2 protein-coding genes are annotated in these 607 nt (G+C 61.9%); both read right to left on the reverse strand.

Translation table 11 applies throughout. From position 1 onward, the window contains the following. A partial coding sequence (locus AOZ13_RS15920; protein WP_449404308.1) for a DUF7389 domain-containing protein occupies positions 1 to 167 on the reverse strand: 167 nt, incomplete at its 3' end. A 17-nt stretch (positions 168 to 184) separates the two neighbouring features. Beyond that, a partial coding sequence (locus tag AOZ13_RS13650; RefSeq protein ID WP_324603269.1) for a DUF6166 domain-containing protein occupies positions 185 to 607 on the reverse strand: 423 nt, incomplete at its 5' end.

The raw sequence follows: 607 nt of genomic DNA on the forward strand, positions 1-607 counted from the left end.
AGGGTCTGAGCTTTCACTTTGCCCGTGATTTTGTCTTCGTCGCGGGTTCCGGAGCCACGCTTGAGTTGGACGGTGATCGAGACGGCGACGTCGGTGCGTTCGACGTGCTTGGTTTCGGTAGGCTGTTCGGCGGCCGCGTCGCTCGAAGCGTCGGTCGTGTCGGGCATTGTCGGTGAAAGGGTGGTTACGCGGGTGGTGCGATGTCGTCGGGGAGCACCTGCTTGATGTCGGCGTTGGTGATCGTCCAGGTTCCATCGGCGCCGTACTCAAGGCGGCTGATGACCTCGTCTTTGAACGTCTGGTAGTGTTCTTGGGCGAGGGCAGCATTGTCGGTGTAGTCGAGGAGGACGGCGAGCGCGAGCTGTGCCGGGCCACTCCCTCGATACCCGACGGCGAATCCACTAGGGCTGTGCTGGACGATGGTGAGGCTGCGCTCGGGTGTAAGCCGTTCGCCCTCTGGATGCTTTGTCACCAGCACGTTTCCATGTTCGTGAGACCCGACGTACCGAATCTCGCCCTCGTCGTGGTTTGTCTGTGCGATCGCGCCGTCGTCGAACGTTCCACTCATAGTCGGTTTCGAGAGCGCCATCTGGGCACTCCCGCACCC

This window comes from Halarchaeum acidiphilum MH1-52-1 (genome assembly GCF_000474235.1).
Lineage (GTDB): Archaea > Halobacteriota > Halobacteria > Halobacteriales > Halobacteriaceae > Halarchaeum > Halarchaeum acidiphilum.